At 69.4% G+C, this 15,832-nt stretch carries 12 protein-coding genes; 10 read left to right on the forward strand and 2 right to left on the reverse strand.

Going from position 1 to position 15,832, the window contains the following annotated elements; genetic code table 11:
• Positions 1-28 precede the first annotated feature (28 nt).
• A complete protein-coding gene (rmuC, locus tag VFW79_RS04660) occupies positions 29-1,375 on the reverse strand; it encodes a DNA recombination protein RmuC (protein WP_329676148.1) in 1,347 nt (448 codons plus the stop codon).
• Positions 1,376-1,487: 112 nt separating this feature from the next.
• Here rmuC and VFW79_RS04665 point away from each other — a divergent pair, with 112 nt between their 5' ends.
• The 5 genes from VFW79_RS04665 (at position 1,488) to VFW79_RS04685 (ending at position 6,949) form a co-directional block, all read left to right on the forward strand.
• Positions 1,488-2,276 carry an ABC transporter ATP-binding protein gene (locus VFW79_RS04665; RefSeq protein ID WP_329676149.1) on the forward strand — a complete coding sequence of 263 codons (789 nt, stop codon included), beginning with the start codon at positions 1,488-1,490 and terminating at the stop codon, positions 2,274-2,276.
• Positions 2,246-3,808, forward strand: a complete 1,563-nt coding sequence (locus tag VFW79_RS04670; RefSeq protein ID WP_329676150.1) for a hypothetical protein — start codon at positions 2,246-2,248, stop codon at positions 3,806-3,808. Before VFW79_RS04665 ends, VFW79_RS04670 begins: the two co-directional genes overlap by 31 nt.
• Before the next feature lie 39 nt (positions 3,809-3,847).
• Entirely contained in the window at positions 3,848-4,933 is a 1,086-nt protein-coding gene (gene ychF, locus VFW79_RS04675; protein ID WP_329676151.1) for a redox-regulated ATPase YchF, read from the forward strand.
• A 67-nt stretch (positions 4,934-5,000) separates the two neighbouring features.
• On the forward strand, positions 5,001-5,465 hold the full coding sequence (locus tag VFW79_RS04680) for a hypothetical protein (RefSeq protein ID WP_329676152.1): 465 nt from the start codon (positions 5,001-5,003) through the stop codon (positions 5,463-5,465).
• Positions 5,466-5,935: 470 nt separating this feature from the next.
• A complete protein-coding gene (locus VFW79_RS04685) occupies positions 5,936-6,949 on the forward strand; it encodes a magnesium and cobalt transport protein CorA (RefSeq protein ID WP_329676153.1) in 1,014 nt (337 codons plus the stop codon).
• A gap of 9 nt (positions 6,950-6,958) precedes the next feature.
• On the opposite strand, the gene VFW79_RS04690 is transcribed toward VFW79_RS04685, so the two are convergent.
• Positions 6,959-7,573 carry a DinB family protein gene (locus VFW79_RS04690; protein ID WP_329676154.1) on the reverse strand — a complete coding sequence of 205 codons (615 nt, stop codon included), beginning with the start codon at positions 7,571-7,573 and terminating at the stop codon, positions 6,959-6,961.
• Between the two features lie 408 nt (positions 7,574-7,981).
• Between VFW79_RS04690 and VFW79_RS04695 the strand changes: the two genes are divergently transcribed.
• The 5 genes from VFW79_RS04695 (at position 7,982) to VFW79_RS04715 (ending at position 15,769) form a co-directional block, all read left to right on the forward strand.
• Positions 7,982-9,622, forward strand: a complete 1,641-nt coding sequence (locus tag VFW79_RS04695; protein ID WP_329676155.1) for an ABC transporter substrate-binding protein — start codon at positions 7,982-7,984, stop codon at positions 9,620-9,622.
• A gap of 144 nt (positions 9,623-9,766) precedes the next feature.
• Positions 9,767-10,693, forward strand: coding sequence for an ABC transporter permease (locus tag VFW79_RS04700; RefSeq protein ID WP_329676156.1), 927 nt, complete (start codon positions 9,767-9,769; stop codon positions 10,691-10,693).
• Entirely contained in the window at positions 10,686-11,630 is a 945-nt protein-coding gene (locus VFW79_RS04705; RefSeq protein WP_329676157.1) for an ABC transporter permease, read from the forward strand. The genes VFW79_RS04700 and VFW79_RS04705 overlap by 8 nt, the downstream gene beginning before the upstream one ends.
• Positions 11,627-13,651, forward strand: coding sequence for an ABC transporter ATP-binding protein (locus VFW79_RS04710; protein WP_329676158.1), 2,025 nt, complete (start codon positions 11,627-11,629; stop codon positions 13,649-13,651). The genes VFW79_RS04705 and VFW79_RS04710 overlap by 4 nt, the downstream gene beginning before the upstream one ends.
• 252 nt (positions 13,652-13,903) lie before the next feature.
• Positions 13,904-15,769: an ABC transporter family substrate-binding protein gene (locus VFW79_RS04715; protein WP_329676159.1), complete on the forward strand. Its 1,866-nt coding sequence runs from the start codon at positions 13,904-13,906 to the stop codon at positions 15,767-15,769.
• The last annotated feature ends 63 nt before the right edge of the window (positions 15,770-15,832 follow it).

The raw sequence follows: 15,832 nt of genomic DNA on the forward strand, positions 1-15,832 counted from the left end.
GGGTGGAACGGACGTCGTGCGCGACTTCTCACGAGCCGGATGCGGCGGATGCGGTGGAGGTGCTCGGGGTGAGGTCGTCGAGCGCGACGACCTGCTCGGTCACCGAGGCCACGAGCTCGGGTGCGCTCACCGCGGACAGCTGGGGATTCGCCGGTGCCGGCGTGGGCAGGTCCCCGTCGACGACGTTGAGATCGGCGAACCGGCGGGCGCTCACGAGCACGCGCGTCTCGAGCGACGACACCGTCTGGTTGTAGGCGCCCGCTGCGGCGTCGATCGACCGGCCGAGCTTGGCGAGGTGCAGGCCCATCGTCGCAAGTCGCCCGTGCAGCTCCTTGCCGAGGGTCAGGACCGCCTGGGCGTTCGACGCGAGCGCGTCCTGACGCCACGCGTAGGCGATCGTGCGCAGCAGCGCGAGCAGCGTCATGGGGGAGGCGATCACCACGTTGCGCTCGAACGCGTACTCGACGAGGCCGGGGTCCTGCTCGAGCGCCGCGTGCAGGAACGACTCGGCGGGCACGAACATCACGACGAACTCGGGGGCCGGGGCGAACTGGTCCCAGTACCGCTTGCCCGCGAGGTCGTCGATGTGGGCGCGCATGTGGCGGGCGTGCGCGGCCAGCCGCTCGACCCGCACCCGCTCGTCGGTCGTCTGGGTCGCCTCGAGGAACCCGAGGAACGCCACCTTGGCGTCGACGACGACGTTCTTGCCGCCCGCGAGCCGCACGACCATGTCGGGCCGCAGCAGGCCGTCGTCGGTCCGGACCTGGCTCTGCTCGACGAAGTCGACCTGCGCGATCATGCCGGCCGACTCCACGACCCGGCGCAGCTGCAGCTCACCCCACCGACCGCGCACCTGCGACGAGCGCAGCGCCGTGACGAGCTGCGCGGTCTCGCTGCGCAGGTGCTCGGAGGACTCGCGCATCGCCCGGACCTGCTCGCCGAGCGCAGCGTGCCCCTCGAGGCGCGCCTTCTCGGCGGTGGTGAGCTCGGTGCGCACCGCCTCGAGGGTCCGGGTCAACGGCTCGACGAGCGCCTTGACCGCCTGCTCGCGCTGCGCGAGCTCGCCGACCTGGGTCTGCTGGCTCGCGGACAGCCGCTGATGGGCGAGCGCGAGGAACTGCTCGTTGTTGTTCGCGAGCGCGTCGGCCGCGAGCGCGCGGAACTGCTCCGACTGCCGGTCGTTGTCGGCGGCGAGGGCCGCCAGCCGCTCGGTGTGCGCGGCCCGCTCGGCGTCGAGCCGCGCACGCGACTGCGCCGCGTCGACCTGGGCGGCGCGCAGCCGGTCGCTCGCCGCCGACGCCCGGGCCATCCAGCCGACGAGCACGCCGACGGCTACCCCGACCAGCAACGCGGCACCAGCAGTCCAGAGCTCCATGCCACGCAGCCTGCCAGGCACGTCCGACAGGCACCCGGGCGCGCCGGCACGACCCGGCGAGCGGTGCCGCGAATCGCCTCGTCGACCTGGTCAGGCCGCCTATCCTGGCCCGATGCCCCTTCCCGACGTCCCGGTGCCGCCCGCGCTCGAGGTCCGGGGCCTGTGGAAGAAGTTCGGGGACAAGATCGCGGTCGCGGGCATCGACCTCGTCGTGCCGGTCGGGTCGTTCTACGGGCTCGTCGGCCCCAACGGCGCCGGCAAGACCACGACGCTGTCCATGGCGACCGGGCTGCTGCGCCCCGACTACGGCCAGGTCGTGGTCCAGGGCCGCGACCTGTGGGCCGATCCGGTGGGGGTCAAGGCGCTGCTCGGCGTGCTGCCCGACGGCGTCAAGCTCTTCGACCGGCTCACCGGCGCGCAGCTCATCACGTACGCCGGCCTCCTGCGGGGCATGGACCGCGAGACCGTCGCGGCGCGCACGTCCGACCTCCTCGCGACGCTCGACCTCGCGGCGGACGCCAACACGCTGGTCGTCGACTACTCCGCAGGCATGTCGAAGAAGATCGCGCTCGCGTGCGCCCTCGTGCACGCACCCCGCCTGCTCGTCCTCGACGAGCCGTTCGAGGCCGTCGACCCCATCTCGGCCGCCAACATCCGGGACATCCTCACGGCCTACGCGCGCTCGGGCGGGACGGTCATCGTCTCCTCGCACGTCATGGACCTGGTCCAGCGGATGTGCGACCACGTCGCGGTGATCGCCGCGGGTCATGTGCTCGCAGCCGGGCCGGTCGACGAGGTGCGCGCGGGCCAGACGCTCGAGGACCGGTTCGTCGAGCTCGTCGGTGGTCGCTCGAACGGAGAGGGCCTCGCGTGGTTGCGCACCTCGTCCGACTCAAGCTGAGACTGCTCGCCAACGGTCTGCGACGCAGCGCCTGGCAGGTCGTCGGGCTCGTCGTCGCCGCGCTGTACGGGCTCGGGATCGTCACGGGCGCACTGATCGGGCTGGTCGTGCTGAGCACGCAGGATGCGGAGTTCATCCGGACCGTCCTCGTGCTCGCGGGCGGGCTGCTCGTGCTCGGCTGGTGGGTCCTGCCGGTGCTCGCGTTCGGCGTCGACGAGACGCTCGACCCGGCCCGCTTCGCCACGTTCCCGATCCCGCGCCGTCCTCTGTTGACGGGGCTCGCGCTCGCGGGCGTCGTGGGGGTCCCGGGTGTGACCACGGCGCTGGTCGCGCTCACGACGGCTGCCACCTGGCGCCAGCACCCGGTCGCGGTGCCGTTCGCGCTCGTCGGAGCAGTGCTCGCGCTCGCGACGTGCGTCGTCGGCGCGCGGGCGACGACGACCCTCCTCGCCCCGCTGGTGACCCGTCGACGGTTCCGCGAGGTGGTCGCGGCCGTCGTGCTCCTGCCGCTCTTCCTGCTCGGCCCGATCCTCAACGTGCTGGCACGCGGGATCGCCTCCGCCGAGGACGTGTGGCCGAGCATCGCTCGCGCTGCCGGGTGGACACCCTTCGGGGCTCCGTGGGCGTTGGCTGCCGACGCGGCCGACGGCCTGTGGGGTGCCGCCGTGCTCAAGGTCGTCATCAGCGCGGCGACCCTGGCAGCGCTCGTCGCAGCCTGGTCGTGGGGCCTCGACGCGACGCTCGTCCGCGGGCCCGGGCACGGGCGGACGCCCACGCGCACGCACGGTCTCGGCTTCTTCGGACGACTCCCGGCATCGCCGACCGGCGCTGTTGCCGCGCGCAGCCTCACCTACTGGGCGCGCGACCCTCGGTACGCGATCAGCGTCGCGTTCGTGCCCTTCGTGCCGGTCGTGCTGTGGTTCGCCTTCCGGGGCGGATCGGCGACGCTCGCGGTCGGGCCGGTGGTCGCGTACATGCTGGGGTGGTCGATCTCCGCGGACGTCGCCTACGACGGGACGGCGTTCTGGATGCACGTCGCGGCCCCGATCCGCGGGCGGGTCGACCGGGCCGGACGGGTGCTCGCGGCCGGGCTGATCGGCGTGCCTGTCGTGATCGTGATGACGCTGCTGTCGGTCGCCGTGGCTGATCGATGGGACGCTGCCGCCCCGATCCTGGGGATCGCCCTCGGCCTGCAGACCTCGGCGCTCGGGGTCGCGAGCGTGATCTCGGCACGCGTCGTGTACCAGGTCCCGCAGGTGGGGGAGAGCCCGTTCTCGGCCAAGCAGGGTGGCTCGACGGCCTCGCTCGTCACGCAGAGCCTCGGCGGGCTGGTGCTCATCGCGCTCGTGCTGCCGGAGGTGGCCCTGGGCATCGCGGCCGTCGTGACCGGCTCGGCGCTGCTCGGCGTCCTGGCGCTCGTCGTCGGCGTCGGCCTCGGGTCGACCCTGCTCGTCGTGGGCGTGCGCCTGGGCGGCGACCTGTACGACCGGCGTGCCCCGCAGCTCCTCCAGACCCTCGTCTCGTTCGCCTGACGGCCGACCGGCCTGTGGACGCCCCGTAGAATTCGCGCCGTGGCACTCACCATCGGCATCGTCGGCCTGCCCAACGTCGGCAAGTCCACCCTCTTCAACGCCCTGACCCGCGCGCAGGTTCTCGCGGCGAACTACCCGTTCGCGACGATCGAGCCCAACGTGGGTGTGGTGCCGCTCCCGGACCCACGCCTGGAGGTGCTCGCGGGCATCTTCGGCAGCGAGCGCATCCTTCCCGCGACGGTGTCGTTCGTCGACATCGCCGGCATCGTGAAGGGCGCCAGCGAGGGGGAGGGGCTCGGCAACAAGTTCCTCGCGCACATCCGTGAGGCCGAGGCGATCTGCCAGGTCACGCGCGTGTTCCAGGACCCGGACGTCGTCCACGTGGACGGCCGGGTCTCGCCCAAGGACGACATCGAGACGGTCAACACCGAGCTCATCCTCGCGGACCTCCAGACGCTCGAGAAGGCCGTGCCGCGGCTCGAGAAGGACGTGCGCGCCAAGAAGGCCGACGCCGCGCTGCTCGAGGCCGCCCAGCAGGCGCAGGCACTGCTCGAGACGGGCCAGACGCTGGCCCAGGGCGCAGCCAAGGCGGGCATCGACCCCGAGCAGCTCGCGCGCCTCCAGCTCATGACGGCCAAGCCGTTCATCTACGTGTTCAACACGGACGACGCCGGGCTCGCCGACACCGCGATGCAGGACGAGCTGCGTGCGTTCGTGGCCCCGGCCGACGCGATCTTCCTGGACGCCCAGTTCGAGTCGGAGCTCGTCGAGCTCGAGCCCGACGAGGCCAAGGAGATGCTCGCCGACAACGGCCAGGCCGAGCCCGGTCTCGACCAGCTCGCGCGCGTCGGCTTCCACACCCTCGGCCTGCAGACCTACCTGACCGCCGGGCCCAAGGAGACGCGAGCCTGGACGATCCACCAGGGCTGGACCGCCCCGCAGGCCGCGGGCGTGATCCACACGGACTTCCAGCGCGGCTTCATCAAGGCCGAGGTCATCGGCTTCGAGGACCTCGTCGCGGCCGGCTCGATCGTCGCGGCGCGCGCGGCCGGCAAGGCCCGCATCGAGGGCAAGGACTACGTGATGCACGACGGCGACGTCGTGGAGTTCCGCTTCAACGTGTGAGGCACTCGGCGCCCGACGTGCAGGCGTTTCGCCGGACTGCCGCGGTCTTTCGGTGTTGGATCGCGGCATGAGAACGCCCGCGTCGCCCCCGCCGCCCGTGTCCGACGAGCAGATCATCCGCACGTTCACGTTCATCACCATCGCCTTCTGCAGCGCGCTCGTGCTGATCTCGGCCCTGTGCGTGTTCGTCGTCGTGCCGCACGGCTCGGTCCGCAGCCGCGGAGTGCTCATCGGCGTCGCGCTCGGTCTCGTGTCGTGGTTCGGGTCTCGGTGGATCACGAGCAGCGCGCTCGACAGAGCTGCACGCCCGGGTCTCACGGACAAGGGCGTCGCCGCGCCCCTCGGTGTTGCGGTGTTTCGGGGCATCGCCGTCGCGGAAGCTCCGGCGCTGGTCGGATTTCTCCTCGCGGTGGCCGACGGCGTGGACGTCGGCCCCTTGGTGATCGCCGTACCGGTCGGCATCGTGGCGATCGTCCTCAACGCCTCCGGCCCTGCGGCCATACGCCGGCACCTGGCTCAGCTGAGGACGTGAGCCCGGCGCTCGAGGTCCGGTCCGGCGAGCTCACGCGTGCCTGCGCGCTCGGCGTTGTTCGGCGACGCGGCGTCATGGAGCTCCGCTTCACCGCCTGAGCTCGGGGGCGGGACTACTCTCGGTGGCGGCCGCGGTGACCTGCGGCCATGGGTTTGGGTTGGCCCCGGACGAAGCGGAGATCGGGAGGTGGTGTCGCATGCGCAGCGACCCTCCTAGTACGCAGCCCCTCGACCTCCTTGGCGGACTGCCCTAGCTCATCCGTGCCCGCATGGGCGCTGGCGACAGTCGGAGTGGGGTCGGGGCAACGATCCGACATCCCACCCGTGCCCGCTGGAGGACCGACCATGCCCGAGCCCCGTCGCCTGCCGTTTCGTGCGCTGACTGGTCGGCCGCACAGGTCCGACGCTCCTGCTGAAGATGCCAGGAACGGCGTCGGCGTGGCAGGTTCGGCGCCGAGGCCGAGCAGCAGCATGGTCGACAGCGCGATCTACGGCGGTGGTCAGCGGGTGGATTCGCCGACGTCCCTCCCGGCGACCTACCGCGCCCTGGAAGCCCAGGACGCGACGATGGCGTGGATCGGTCTCTACCGGCCCACCGCGGCCGAGCTCGACTCCCTGGCGCGGGAGTTCGGGCTGCACGAGCTGGCGATCGAGGACGCCAACGAGGCTCACCAGCGCCCCAAGCTCGAGCGGTACGGCGACACGTTGTTCGTGGTGCTGCGCGCCGCCCGCTACCTCGACGATGTCGAGGAGGTGGAGTTCGGCGAGCTGCACCTGTTCATCGGTCCGGCGTTCGTCGTCACCGTCCGGCACAGCGAGTCGCCTGACCTCGCGGCGGTCCGCCGCAGGTTGGAGGCGGACCCCGATCTGCTCGCGTTGGGCACCGAGGCGGTCCTCTACGCGATCCTGGACGCGGTCGTCGACGGGTACGCGCCGGTAGTGGCTGGTCTGGAGAACGACATCGACGAGATCGAGACCGAGGTCTTCCTCGGTGAGCCGCACGTGTCCCGCCGCATCTACGAGCTCTCCCGAGAGGTCGTGGAGTTCCAGCGGGCCGTGCACCCCCTCAGCGGGATCCTCGCGGGTCTGATCGCCGGGTTCGCCAAGTACGCGGTCGAGGAGGAGCTGCAGCGCTACCTGCGAGACGTCGCTGACCACGTCACCCACATCACCGAGCGCATCGAGGGCTTTCGCACGGCACTGCGCGAGATCCTCACGGTCAACGCCACCCTCGTCGCCCAGCGGCAGAACGAGGAGATGAAGTCGCTCAGCGAGGCGAGCAACGCCCAGAACGAGGAGGTCAAGAAGATCTCGGCGTGGGCGGCCATCCTCTTCGCTCCCACGCTGGTGGGAACCGTCTACGGCATGAACTTCGACCACATGCCCGAGCTGCACTGGGCGTTGGGCTATCCCCTCGCCCTCACCCTGATGGGACTGGTCAGCGTCGTCCTCTACAGGATCTTCAGGCGTCGGCGCTGGATCTGAGCCGGGCGGTCAGGCCGAGGGACCAGGCGCCGGCGCGCTCGGGGATGCCTCCCGGGCAGTGCGCTCGAGCCGGTCTCGGTAGTCCGTCCACCAGGCCTCGTCGACCGGCGGAATGTTGTCGTTGTCCGCGCGCAGCCCGACCTCGCCGTCGACGAGCTCGCGGACGATGTCCGCGTGTCCGGCGTGCCGGTTGGTCTCCGCGACCATGTGAACGAGGATCCGGCGCAGCGTGACCTCGTTCCGCTCGGAGGGCCACCAGGGCACGTGGCCGATGGCGTCCAGGTCGAGTGCCGCGATCGTCGCGTCGGAGTGTGCCCACACGCGGCGGTACAGCTGGATGACGTCGGCACGCGACTGCTCGGCTGTGGCCCACATGTCCGCATTCGGCTCGGCATCCGCCGCGAGCCACGGCAGCGGCTCGTCAGACGGCCGCCCGAACGTCTCGCCGAAGTACCCGAGCTCGACGCTCGCCACGTGCTTGACGAGTCCGAGCAGGTTGGTGCCGGTCGGGGTGAGCGGGCGGCGGATGTCGTACTCAGGGAGGCCTTCGAGCTTCCACAGCAGCGCCTCGCGCGCAGCCTGGAGATACCGGTGGAGCTCGGCTTTCGGTTCAGGTGGGGACATGGAAGACAACCTCTCACCGACCGCCCACGATCGCTCTTCCTTCGGGCGTGCCGCGTGGAGGAGAACGCGCGACGCGGCCGCACCATCGCGCAGGCAGGCCGCCCGCGGAGTCATGCAACGTGTTGACGGTGAGTCATCACCGTGTCATCGCGACCGGACGCGCGCGCATGCAGGTCACCCGACGTTTCCGGCATGTTGCCACATCGGAAGTCTCGTATACTGGACGCTACCGTCCAGTATCGATCATGTAACGATCCGAGACTGCCGCCAGACTTGCATCGAATGTCCGGTAGGTGATCGCTAACGTTCAAACCAACCTATGGCGCACACCGGTGCTCCGTCGGACGTCGGCCGGATGCTCGGCCGACGCTCCTCTGCCCGGTGCGTTCCGAATTCCCAGGAGGAACATTGAAGATCAGGCGAATTGGTGGCCTTGTGGCCGGCCTCGCAGTCGGCGCACTGGCGCTCGCGGCCTGCAGCGGCGGAGGCACCACGGCATCTCCCAGCACCGCGGCGTCGAGCGAGGCTGCGACCAGCACCGGCATCGTGACTGCCTGGGGCAGCGAGCCGCAGAACCCGCTCATCCCGACCAACACCAACGAGGTCGGCGGCGGCAAGATCGAGGACCTGATCTTCGCGGGTCTCGTCTACTACGACGCCAAGGGTGCCCCCCACAACGACGCCGCGGAGTCGATCGAGACGACCGACTCGCAGAACTACACGATCAAGATCAAGTCGGGGCAGAAGTTCACCAACGGTGACCCGGTCACGGCGAAGAACTTCGTGGACGCCTGGAACTACGGGGCCAAGCTCAGCAACGCCCAGCTGTCGAGCTACTTCTTCGAGAGCATCGACGGGTTCAGCTACGACGCGGACACCGAGCTCACCGGCCTCGTCGTCGTCGACGACACGACCTTCACGGTCAAGCTGAAGCAGCCCGAGGCGGACTTCCCGCTGCGACTCGGCTACTCGGCGTTCTACCCGATGCCGTCCGAGGCCCTCGTGAGCGCCGACTCGGTCAAGCAGTACGGCGAGCACCCGGTCGGGAACGGCCCGTACAAGGTCGCGTCGGACACGGCGTGGAACCACAACGTCGGCATCGACCTCGTCCCGAACCCGGACTACACGGGTGACCGCAAGCCGCAGAACGGTGGCGTGTCGATCAAGTTCTACACGACCCTCGACGCCGCCTACCAGGACCTGCTCTCGGGCAACCTCGACGTCCTCGACAACGTCCCGGACAGCGTGTACGGCACCTACAAGGCCGACCTCGGCGACCGTGCTGTCAACCAGCCCGCCGCGATCTTCCAGTCGTTCACGATCCCGCAGAACCTCGCGCACTTCACGGGCGACGAGGGCAACCTGCGCCGCCAGGCGCTCTCGATGTCGATCAACCGCAAGGAAGTCACCGACACGATCTTCCAGGGCACCCGCACGCCGGCCAAGGACTTCACGTCCCCGGTCATCGCCGGCTGGTCGGACTCCATCAAGGGCTCGGACGTGCTCAACTACAACCCGGACCAGGCCAAGAAGCTCTGGGCCCAGGCTGACGCGATCTCGCCCTGGTCTGGCTCGTTCACGATCGGGTACAACGCCGACGGCGGCCACCAGGCCTGGGTCGACGCTGTGACGAACAGCATCAAGAACACCCTTGGCATCGATGCTGCCGGTCAGAGCTACCCGACGTTCAAGGCCCTGCGTGCCGACGTCACGGCTCGCACCATCAAGGGCGCGTTCCGGAGCGGTTGGCAGGCGGACTACCCGTCGCTGTACAACTTCCTCGGCCCGCTCTACGGCACGGGTGCCGGCTCGAACGACGGCGACTACACGAACCCGAAGGTCGACGACCTGCTGAAGCAGGGTCAGGCCGCCACCTCGGTCGACGCCGCGAACAAGGTCTTCGACAAGGTGCAGGAGATCCTGTTCCAGGACCTCCCGGCCATCCCCCTGTGGTACTCGAACGTGACCGGCGGTTCCGCCACGACGGTCAGCAACGTCGAGTTCGGGTGGAACAGCGTCCCGCTGCTCTACCAGGTCCACAAGAGCTGACCTTGCAGTGACGAGACGGGGCGGGGACCCGCGGGTCCCCGCCCCTTCTCATGTCCCGAGTCGTCGAGCGGCGTCGGCTCAGACTAAAGTGGCCCGCCGTCGCCTCATGTCGGCGCGCCCCTATCCATTCGAGGAGGAGACCTGATGGCCTGGTACGTCGGGCGCAGGCTCTTGCAGATGGTCCCGGTCTTCTTCGGGGCGACGCTGCTCATCTATTTCATGGTCTTCGCACTGCCTGGCGACCCGATCGTTGCGCTCGGCGGGGACCGCGGTCTGAACCCCGCGGTGGTCGAGCAGCTCCGGGCGCACTACCACCTGGACCAGCCGTTCCTCACGCAGTACGTGCTGTTCCTCAAGGGGCTGCTGCACTGGGACTTCGGCACGGCCTTCAACGGTCGCCCGGTCCGCGACCTCATCGCCGCGGCCTACCCCGTGACGATCAAGCTCGCGTTCCTGGCGCTGGCCTTCGAAGCCGTGTTCGGGATCGTCGTCGGGCTGATCGCCGGTCTGCGCAAGGGCGGCATCTTCGATGCGACGTTCCTGCTCGTCAGCCTCGCCGTCATCGCCGTCCCCGTCTTCGTGATCGGGTTCGTCATGCAGTTCGTCATGGGCGTGAAGCTCGGGTGGCTGCCGACGACCGTCGGTGGGAACGTGTCGCTGCGGACGCTGCTGATGCCCGCGATCGTGCTCGGATCGGTGTCGTTCGCCTACGTGCTACGTCTGACGCGGACGTCCGTCGCGGAGAACATGAGCGCGGACTTCGTCCGCACCGCGACGGCGAAGGGGCTGTCCCACAGCCGCGTGATCACGGTGCACGTGCTGCGCAACTCGCTCATCCCGGTCGTGACGTTCCTCGGTGCGGACCTGGGCGGCCTCATGGGCGGCGCGATCATCACCGAGGGGATCTTCAACGTCCCGGGCGTCGGCCAGGCGCTCTACCGGGCGATCCAGCAGTCCGAGGCGCCGACCGTCGTGTCCCTGGTCACGGTGCTCGTCATCGTCTACATCGTCGCCAACCTGCTCGTGGACCTCTTGTACGCGGTCCTTGACCCGAGGATCCGCTATGTCTGACGTCGCCCGCCCCCACCAGAACCACTTCTTCGCCCAGCTCGATGTGGCGCTGGACGCGGTCGACAGCGTCGACGAGAGCGCGCCGCCCGCGAGCCTGTGGCACGACGCGTGGCAGAACCTGCGCGTGCGGCCGATCTTCTGGGCGTCGGCGGTGCTCATCCTGCTCGTCATCGTCGTGGCGGCCTTCCCGCGTCTGTTCACGAGCGTTGACCCGACGTTCTGCGAGCTGAAGCACTCCCTCGGCTCCTCTGTCGGCGGACACCCGTTCGGCTTCGACCGCCAGGGGTGCGACGTGTACTCGCGGGTCATCTACGGCGCACGCGCGTCGGTGACGGTCGGCGTGCTCACCACGATCGCGGTGGTCGTGCTCGGCGGCATCGTCGGGGCACTGGCCGGGTTCTACGGCAAGTGGTTCGACGCGCTGCTGTCCCGGATCACGGACATCTTCTTCGCGATCCCGCTGGTCCTGGCCGCCATCGTCGTGATGCAGGTCTTCAGCACGAAGCGGACGGTCGTCACCGTCGTCCTCGTGCTCAGCGTGTTCGGTTGGCCGCAGATCGCGCGCATCACGCGCGGCGCCGTGATGTCGGTCAAGAACGCCGACTTCATCACGGCCGCGACCGCCCTCGGTGCCTCCCGCATCCGCAACCTGGTGCAGCACGTGCTGCCGAACGCCGCCGCGCCGATCATCGTGACGGCGACGGTGTCCCTCGGCACGTTCATCGTGGCCGAGGCGACGCTCTCGTTCCTCGGTATCGGTCTGCCGGGCACCGTCATGTCGTGGGGGGCGGACATCTCGCACGCGCAGGCGTCGATCCGCACGCAGCCGTCGGTGCTGTTCTACCCGGCCGGGGCGCTCGCGCTGACCGTGCTCAGCTTCATCATGATGGGCGACGCCGTGCGCGACGCCCTCGACCCGAAGGCGCGGACGCGATGACGGACTCCCTCACCACACCGGCCTCGGCGCTCCCGCAGCACCACAGGCACGGCGACGTGCCGCTGCTCGCTGTGCGTGACCTCGAGGTCTCCTTCCAGACCGCCGGCGGCACCGTCCGCGCCGTGCGAGGCGCCGACCTGACGATCTACCCGGGCCAGACCGTGGCGATCGTCGGCGAGTCCGGCTCAGGCAAGTCGACCCTGGCGCACGCGATCATCGACCTCCTGCCGGGCACCGGCAAGGTCACGGCCGGCTCGATCCTGTTCAACGGCACCGAGGTGACGAAGGCGAGCAAGCGGGAGATCATCGCGCTGCGCGGCCAGCAGATCGGTCTCGTCCCGCAGGACCCGATGTCCAACCTCAACCCGGTGTGGAAGATCGGCTACCAGGTCAAGGAAGCCCTCAAGGCCAACCACGTCGACGTCAGCCGGGCGACGCGGAACACGCTCACCGAGGCGCTCATCACCGACGAGGCGATGATCGAGGTCGGCGCCAACGGCGACGACCTCTACCTGGGCCGCAAGGCGAAGAAGGCTCTGCTCGCCGACCTTCGCACCGCCCTCACGGCCGCGCGCGGGGCCGACCAGGCGCACGCCGCCGTCGGCGCGGCGTCGGATGCCCTCGTCGTCGGCGCGACGACCCGCAGCCAGGTCGTCGCGATCTTGAGCGCGGCGGGCCTGCCCGACGCCGCGGAGAAGGTCCGCGTCACCGTCAGGGGCTCCGACGCGACCGACCGGGTCGCCGGCCTGCTCAGCGAGGCGGGACTCGTGGACGCCGAGCGGCGCGCCACCCAGTACCCGCACGAGTTCTCCGGTGGCATGCGCCAGCGCGCGCTCATCGCGATCGCCCTGGCGGCACGCCCGCAGCTGCTGATCGCCGACGAGCCGACGTCCGCCCTGGACGTCACGGTGCAGCGCCGGATCCTCGACCACCTGCAGGGACTGACCGAGGAGCTCGGGACGGCTGTCCTGTTCATCACGCACGACCTCGGCCTCGCGGCCGAGCGTGCGGAGCACCTCGTGGTCATGTACCGCGGCAAGGTCGTCGAGTCCGGGCCCGCCCGGCAGATCCTCGCGGCTCCTCGGCACCCCTACACAAAGCGGCTCGTCGCGTCCGCGCCGTCGCTCGCGTCGCGGCGGATCCAGAGCGCCAAGGCCGCTGGTGTCCAGGCCACCGAGCTGCTCGCCCAGACCGGCGGGGACGGTGTCAGCACAGAGCGTGCCGAGGTGCTGCGCGTCGAGAACCTCACGCGCGTCTTCCAGCTGCGCGGCGCGCGGCCGGGGTCGCACACCGACTTCAAGGCCGTCGACGACGTGTCGTTCCGGCTCCGGGCAGGCACGACGCTTGCGCTCGTGGGGGAGTCCGGCTCGGGCAAGTCCACCGTCGCGAACATCGTGCTCAACCTGCTCGACCCGACGTCGGGCAAGGTCTTCTTCGACGGCACGGACATGAGCACGCTCGGCCGCAAGGAGCTGTTCGCCTTCCGGCGTCGGGTCCAGCCGATCTTCCAGAACCCGTACGGCTCGCTCGACCCCATGTACTCCATCTTCCGGACCATCGAGGAGCCGCTGCGGACGCACCGCATCGGCACCAAGGCGTCCCGGGAGAAGAAGGTCCGTGAGCTCCTCGACATGGTGGCCCTGCCGCAGGCGACCCTGCGCCGGTACCCCAACGAGCTGTCGGGCGGCCAGCGTCAGCGCATCGCCGTCGCGCGTGCTCTGGCGCTCGAGCCGGAGGTCATCGTCTGCGACGAGGCGGTCTCGGCGCTCGACGTGCTGGTTCAGGCGCAGATCCTCACGCTGCTCAACGACCTGCAGGCCGAGCTCGGGCTGAGCTACCTGTTCATCACGCACGACCTCGCGGTCGTGCGGCAGATCGCGGACGAGGTCTGCGTCATGAAGTCGGGGCAGATCGTCGAGCAGGCGACCACCGACGAGGTGTTCGACCACCCGCAGCAGGACTACACGCGTGAGCTCCTCGAGGCGATCCCTGGCGCGAAGCTTGACATCTTCGGGGTGTGACGACTTCCGGGCCGGGCCTGGATGTTTCCAGGACGTGACGCAATTGCGCATCTCGTATGCTGGACGCTACCGTCCAGTATCGATCGGGTAACGATCGGGAGCTGGTGTCGGGCTTGCGCTGATTGTGCGGAGTTGCCTCACTAGCGTGAGGTCAACCCACGGCGCACTTGCCCGACGCAGCCACGACGGGGCAACTCCTCCCGCCCCGTGTGCTCGATCAGCGTGAGTCGTGCCAACTCTCCAGGAGGAACATTGAAGATCAGGCGATCGGCCGCCGTGGTGGCGGCTCTGGCAGCAGGCGTGCTTGTTCTCACCGCCTGCTCCGGACCGGCCAAGTCGGACTCGGGCATCCAGAAGGACAGCGCGATCACCGTCGCGTGGGAGGCGCCGCTCAACGAGCTCAACACCAGCTCGGCCAACGGCAACGCCACGCAGAACGCGGTCATCACGGCGCTTCTCGACGCGGGCTTCTGGACGTACGACAAGGACCTCAAGCTCGTTCACGACACCTCGTACGGCACGTACGAGAAGACGAGCGACGACCCCCTGACGGTCAAGTACACGCTCGGCGCGGACACCACCTGGTCGGACGGCACCCCCGTCGACGCGACCGACCTGCTGCTCGAGTGGGCCGCGACGTCCGACGTGTTCAACAACGTCGTGGCGAAGGAGGACCCGGAGACAGGTGCGATCACCAACCAGGACGAGATCGACGCCGGCGTCTACTTCGACGGCACGAGCCCGAGCCGCACGCTGATCACCGACACGCCGAAGATCTCCGACGACGGCAAGTCGATCACCTTCGTCTACTCCAAGAAGTACGCCGACTGGGAGCTCGACTTCCAGGCACCGGCTGTCCCGGCGCACGTCGTGGGTGAGAAGGCCCTCGGTGCAGCCGACGCGACCGCCGGCAAGGCCGCGATCGTCAAGGCGATCCAGGACAACGACACCGCCGCGCTGAGCAAGGTGTCGAAGTTCTGGAACTCGGGCTTCGAGTTCACGAAGCTCCCGGCCGACTCTGCGCTCTACCTGTCCACCGGCGCGTACATGCTCAAGGACTACGCCGAGAACCAGTACCTGACCCTCGAGGCCAACCCCAAGTACAAGGGCGCCCACAAGGCGTCGGTCGAGCGCGTCACGGTGCGCTACATCGACGACCCGATGGCCCAGGTCACGGCACTCGAGAACGGTGAGGTCGACATCATCGGCCCGCAGGCCACGGCCGACGTCCGCACCGCGATCGAGGCGCTGAAGAACGTCAACACGGCGTTCGGGGTCGAGGGCACGTACGAGCACATCGACCTGGTCCACGCCAACGGCGGCCCGTTCGACGCCGCGACCTACGGTGGCGACGCCGCCAAGGCGCTCAAGGTCCGCCAGGCCTTCCTGAAGGCGATCCCGCGTCAGCAGATCGTGGACAACCTCATCAAGCCGTTGAACCCTGACGCCAAGGTCCGCAACTCGTTCATCCTGCTGCCTGGCTCGGCCAACTACGACAAGATGGTCAAGGAGAACGGCTCGTCGGCCTACTCCGACGCCGCCGATGTCCCGGGCGCTCAGGCGCTCCTGGCCGATGCGGGTGTCGCCACGCCCGTCAAGGTCCGGTTCGCGTTCAACGCCGACAACACGCGTCGTCAGACCGAGTTCGCGCTGATCCAGGAGTCCGCCAAGGCGGCGGGCTTCGAGCTCGTCGACGCCAGCAAGCCTGCGGCCGAGTGGGGCACCCTGCTCCAGACCGGCCAGGACCAGTACGACGCGTCGCTGTTCGGGTGGCAGTCGCAGTCGACCGCGGTGACAGAGTCGGACGCGAACTTCCGCACGGGCGGGCTGAACAACTACGGCAAGTACTCCAGCGCCGCGGTCGACAGCGAGTTCGACGGGCTGCAGACCGAGACCGACCCGTCGAAGCAGTTCGACTACCAGCTCGCGGTCGAGAAGGACCTCTGGGCCGACGCTTTCGGCACGACGATCTTCCAGTTCCCCGCCATCCAGGCCTGGAACAAGAACGTCACGGGCGTCTCGCCGAGCTCGATCTCTCCGACGATCTTCGCGAACTTCTGGGAGTGGAAGACGACAGGGGCGACCGCCCCGTCGGGAACCCCGACGCCGACCAGCTGAGCCGCTCCAGCACGCTGCTCGTGAGCACCGTGTGACGTGCACGGCGGGCACCGGAACCACCCG

The organism is Cellulomonas sp. (assembly GCF_036279715.1).
In the GTDB taxonomy this organism is placed as follows: Bacteria; Actinomycetota; Actinomycetes; order Actinomycetales; family Cellulomonadaceae; genus Cellulomonas_A.

Bases quoted from the DNA above. Each gene is read 5' to 3' on its own strand.
- rmuC (WP_329676148.1), bottom strand. From the start codon at position 1,375: ATGGAGCTCTGGACTGCTGGTGCCGCGTTGCTGGTCGGGGTAGCCGTC.
- VFW79_RS04665 (WP_329676149.1), top strand. From the start codon at position 1,488: ATGCCCCTTCCCGACGTCCCGGTGCCGCCCGCGCTCGAGGTCCGGGGC.
- VFW79_RS04680 (WP_329676152.1), top strand. From the start codon at position 5,001: ATGAGAACGCCCGCGTCGCCCCCGCCGCCCGTGTCCGACGAGCAGATC.
- VFW79_RS04685 (WP_329676153.1), top strand. From the start codon at position 5,936: ATGGTCGACAGCGCGATCTACGGCGGTGGTCAGCGGGTGGATTCGCCG.
- VFW79_RS04690 (WP_329676154.1), bottom strand. From the start codon at position 7,573: ATGTCCCCACCTGAACCGAAAGCCGAGCTCCACCGGTATCTCCAGGCT.
- VFW79_RS04700 (WP_329676156.1), top strand. From the start codon at position 9,767: ATGGCCTGGTACGTCGGGCGCAGGCTCTTGCAGATGGTCCCGGTCTTC.
- VFW79_RS04705 (WP_329676157.1), top strand. From the start codon at position 10,686: ATGTCTGACGTCGCCCGCCCCCACCAGAACCACTTCTTCGCCCAGCTC.
- VFW79_RS04710 (WP_329676158.1), top strand. From the start codon at position 11,627: ATGACGGACTCCCTCACCACACCGGCCTCGGCGCTCCCGCAGCACCAC.